General features: G+C 41.7%; 5 protein-coding genes. All 5 read right to left on the reverse strand.

The genetic code is table 11. The features are described 5' to 3' along the window. Positions 1-904: phage recombination protein Bet (gene bet, locus HMPREF3112_RS01225; protein ID WP_256262640.1), on the reverse strand; the 904-nt coding region annotated here is incomplete at its 3' end. Between the two features lie 113 nt (positions 905-1,017). Next, entirely contained in the window at positions 1,018-1,200 is a 183-nt protein-coding gene (locus HMPREF3112_RS10875) for a hypothetical protein (protein WP_083278129.1), read from the reverse strand. Positions 1,201-1,235: 35 nt separating this feature from the next. Beyond that, the gene (locus HMPREF3112_RS01230; RefSeq protein ID WP_070437541.1) at positions 1,236-1,556 is read right to left on the reverse strand and encodes a hypothetical protein; all 321 of its coding nucleotides are present in this window, start codon (positions 1,554-1,556) and stop codon (positions 1,236-1,238) included. Positions 1,557-1,558: 2 nt separating this feature from the next. Then, entirely contained in the window at positions 1,559-3,415 is a 1,857-nt protein-coding gene (locus HMPREF3112_RS01235) for an SIALI-17 repeat-containing surface protein (RefSeq protein ID WP_070437544.1), read from the reverse strand. A 348-nt stretch (positions 3,416-3,763) separates the two neighbouring features. Next, a complete protein-coding gene (locus HMPREF3112_RS11365; RefSeq protein WP_176744469.1) occupies positions 3,764-3,907 on the reverse strand; it encodes a hypothetical protein in 144 nt (47 codons plus the stop codon). Positions 3,908-4,073 lie beyond the last annotated feature (166 nt).

Below are 4,073 nucleotides of genomic sequence, written 5' to 3' on the forward strand. Positions count from 1 at the left end.
CCACGTTGAAACCTGCCACTAGCAACTCATGAAAATCATTGAGCTTGTACTTCTTCAAGTAGTAATTAGCTACTGTTTCAGTTGCTTGGCCAGTGATTAAGGCTAGCTCATTGATTTGTTGCATGATAAGGTCATGTTGTTCATCGCTGATAAAGTTAGGTTGTTGATCGCTTCTTGACTCGTAGCGTGCTTGTTGTGGCTGTTCTTCCACTTCCTCAGTGTCTTCGACCAGTTCTGGCTCTGGTTGGACTGGTTGAGCTTGTTCCTGTCTATACTGCTCAATCTGTGCCATTTTACGAGCCTTAACATCCTCTTGCGTTTCTCGTGGGGTAACGTCGATAGGTGCCGCTTGTTCCATTTCGTCCGCAGTGTATAGTCCGCCAACGTTCTCCGAGAACGCATCTCGAACGGCTGCCACGATTGCCACTTTTTCAATCATTTGTCCCGGTGCTTTCTGCCACCAATTTTTATGCGTGTTATAAGCTGAAAGCTCAACTTCACGATAAACTGGACGGCTTCGGTCCTTTCGGTACACTTCACACCAACCCCCGATTAAGGTAGCTTTGCGAGGTAAGATAACGCCCTTTTTAGTTTTAAGTTCGCCTTGTTCATTCTCGTAGATCACACCGCTTTCAAAACCATCATAGTTTTGGTTTTGCTCAGCTCGTTTCATGAAAGCATCCTTAGACACCACGATTTGAGCTGGGTTGTTTCCATACTTGATGAAATAGACCTCTTTAGTGAAAGGGTTAAGATTGCGATTCTTAACGATTGCTAGCAGTGTTTGAAGCTCTTGTGGGCTTGCTTGATGTTTCGGGTCAACAAAGTTTCTCAATGTCTCGCCGTCAAGCTGTTGCAAGTCGGTTAAATACGCCCCTTTTGTAGTTTGTAATTGATTTTCCATGTCATATCCTTTTTAAATACCCCTAATTCTAAAATTTTGGGGGTTATTTGCCGTTTTACCGTTTCTCTAGTGTAATTGTGCCACTAGATTATTTAGGACGGTTACAAGCGATTTTAGAGCCATTTCTTGCCCTTCGACTTTTTTAGGTGCCATAGCTCTCTTTTGAGCTTGTTATTTTCGTGAGACAATGACAAGCTTCTGTCTTGCTGACTGTTGATAATCTCGCCTAGCTCACGACCTAAATTCATGTACTTGTTCCGCCAACGGTTCTCGACTTCATAAGTTTCTTGTTCCATGTTTAATGCCTACCCTCCCACCACTTCTTGATTTTTTAATTAATTATTTTTTTCAAAAATGCTTTGATTTCGTCTCTTGTAATTTCTTTACGTTCTGTGCGTTCGAAGTCCGAACCGTCAAGTTTAGTTACGTTGTACTCAACTTCCACATTAAGCACTTCGCAGCCAAACAGTTCAGCAAGCTTGTCGAGCTCGTCTTTTTGGTCTTCATACGACTCAAGCGGCATAGATAGAGCATTTTCTAAATCTTCGCTGAATCCCGCTTCAAATGCTAGACTCCCTCTGTCTTTGTATTTTCCGAGAAATCCATCTTTTTCAGCGCTGTAAAATACGACTTGTTTGTTGTTTTCTTTCATGATTATTCTTCCTCACCTTCGTTGTACTTCTTAAATCCAAGAGTTAGAGCAGTGATACCGGCAGCAATCACTACCAATCCCAAAGTGCTAGCAATTCCTTCTTTTTCACCAGTGTTAGGAAGTGCGGCTTTATAAACTGGCGTATTTGCCACTTGTTTTGGCTCAGATTCGAGTTTGTAAGTAACTGTGGTAGTTTGTACCTCTTTATCTTCACGAGGTGTTACGGGCTTGTTAGGGGTGTTTTCTGATGGCGTAGTTGGTTTAACTGGTTCTTCAGGAATCTCGATAATCAACTCAGGTTTATCGAGGATTGGAGCTTCATTAGGTACGACACCGCCTGACCATTCAGGTTTATCAATGCTTGGTGCATCGAATGGAGTTGTTCCGCCATGCCATTCGGGTTTATCATACTGTGGCGCATCATTAGGAATAACGCCCCCGTTCCATTCAGGTTTATCGTATTTCGGAGCGTCAAACGGTACTGTTCCACCGTTCCATTCTGGTTTTTCCAAAACCGGTGCATCGTTAGGCACTGTACCGATTGGCTCAGTGTATTCTGGTTTTTCACGTTCTTCAGGAATACCAGGGATGCCACCTTGAAACTCTGGAATTTCCACCTTTGGAGCTTCACGAGGAATTTCAAACGTTGGCTCTGGTTTGTTCTCACCAGACGCATCACCACGACCACCAACAAGTTGAATTTTCTGATATGAAACGGCACCATCATTTTCAGCTTTCAATTCAATCTTGTTAGTAGGGTTAGTTGAGTCCTTAACAGCGTTTACGAGTTTAGTTTTGTAGTATAGATAAATCATGTGGTCTAAACGGTCCATTTTGATTTCAAAACCATGCTCAGATTTTGAGATAGACTTAACTAAGTCCATAGCTGAACCTTTGTCAATCCAAGGATCAACACTTTCAATGTTTTTAATTTCAAAGTAGTTATCAACTAACTTTTGATTCTCTGACATTTCATCAATGATAGTCACATAGTTGAGCACTCTCTTAGCGTAATTGACACGAGCAGTCCAGTTAATCACAGTAGGGTCTTCTTTGTCTTGGAATCCCCATTTCGCAATCAATTCATCTTTACCGATGACTTGCTCTGAACCTACATTGACTGTTACCACAGTACCGTTAAAGTTGACATTTACTGGCTTGCCAGATACAACCTTATCTGTCCAGCTTGCATCTAGTTTCAAGTTCATGATCTTATTCAAAGGGTGTGATTTGAAATAGTCATTGAATACAGTTGTCACCTTGTTAGTGGTAGCATCCGCTGTAGCTTTCCCAACGACTGCCTTCTCTGGATTGTGTACATCAAACTCGTAAGAGGTTTGGAATTTCACTTCTTGAGGCAAATCAAAAGTAACTTTATCCCCCTCGTTAACTGGCACATCGTCTGGAATTTGAATATCTTTATACTCAACTTCAAACGGGCTATATTTTCCGTTGCCGTTAGGGAAAGTAACCTCAACGTTTGGGTTTTCGACATTGATAGTGTCGCCCGTTTTAGTAACTGTAGTAGGTGCCGCTGGTGTTTCAGCGACTGGTTGAGTTACTTCTGTAGTTGTTGCTGGTGCTTCTGTCACTGGTGCTGATTCGGTAGCAACCGCTGGCGCTTCTACTGGTGCCACTGTTTCAGACGGTGTCACCGTAACGTTGCCGGCATTATCTGCCGTGTATATGTTAGCTACCGCTGGTTGTGTGTCCGCCACTGGTTGAGTGGTTTCGTCTGCTGATACTGTGCCAGACCCAATCAATAAAGCTGTAGCAATGGCAAGTGTGCCACACAATCCAAATGCTTTGCTTTTAGTGAATCCAGTTTTTACGACTGTTTGAGTGTTAAAAGATTTCATGGTATAATCTCCTTGGTGTATTTTTCTTGCATGGGCCCTAACCCATGCTTTTTTTAGTGCTCTCAACGTGCACCCAACGCCCCACCGTGTCCTGTTTTTCAATGTTTTATTAGACTTTTTGGGGAAGATTAGGAAAAAGTAATTTAGTAAAGTTTTTTTGGGGAAAAATTATGGGTATAAGTTACACTCCACGGCAGGGCCATGGCTGCACGCTGAAAGATGTTGCTATTTGGTATATTTCTGTTTAAGTCGTTCGCTTTTTTCTTCGGGTGTCTCAACCACCTCGAAAAAGTATTCTGGCTCTTTGGTTTTTTTCTTGGAAAATAGTTTTCTTAGTAGCTTCATGAGTTACCCCACTAATTGATCTAATGGCAATCCGTGGTCAGCGTTGAATCGCTCAGCTTTAGCTGTGTATGATTCCCATTGTGGAACTACGTAAGTTTCAGTTTCTTGCTTTTTGCTTGACCAAATCCAGCTAAATAGTTTTTTCATGTTTTTTTACCTCTCTTATTCTTCTAACTACTACTGTATTGTTATCAGTTAGTAGTTATTTCTAGTTAGTGCCGGTAGGCTCTAGATTGTTGTTAGTTAGTACTTGTTGTATAGTTAGTATTTATTAGTGCCCAATTTTACACATTGCAATTTTACACATTGCAAT

The organism is Streptococcus sp. HMSC10E12 (assembly GCF_001807855.1).
Lineage (GTDB): Bacteria > Bacillota > Bacilli > Lactobacillales > Streptococcaceae > Streptococcus > Streptococcus salivarius.

Bases quoted from the DNA above. Each gene is read 5' to 3' on its own strand.
- HMPREF3112_RS01235 (WP_070437544.1), bottom strand. From the start codon at position 3,415: ATGAAATCTTTTAACACTCAAACAGTCGTAAAAACTGGATTCACTAAA.
- HMPREF3112_RS11365 (WP_176744469.1), bottom strand. From the start codon at position 3,907: ATGAAAAAACTATTTAGCTGGATTTGGTCAAGCAAAAAGCAAGAAACT.
- HMPREF3112_RS10875 (WP_083278129.1), bottom strand. From the start codon at position 1,200: ATGGAACAAGAAACTTATGAAGTCGAGAACCGTTGGCGGAACAAGTAC.
- HMPREF3112_RS01230 (WP_070437541.1), bottom strand. From the start codon at position 1,556: ATGAAAGAAAACAACAAACAAGTCGTATTTTACAGCGCTGAAAAAGAT.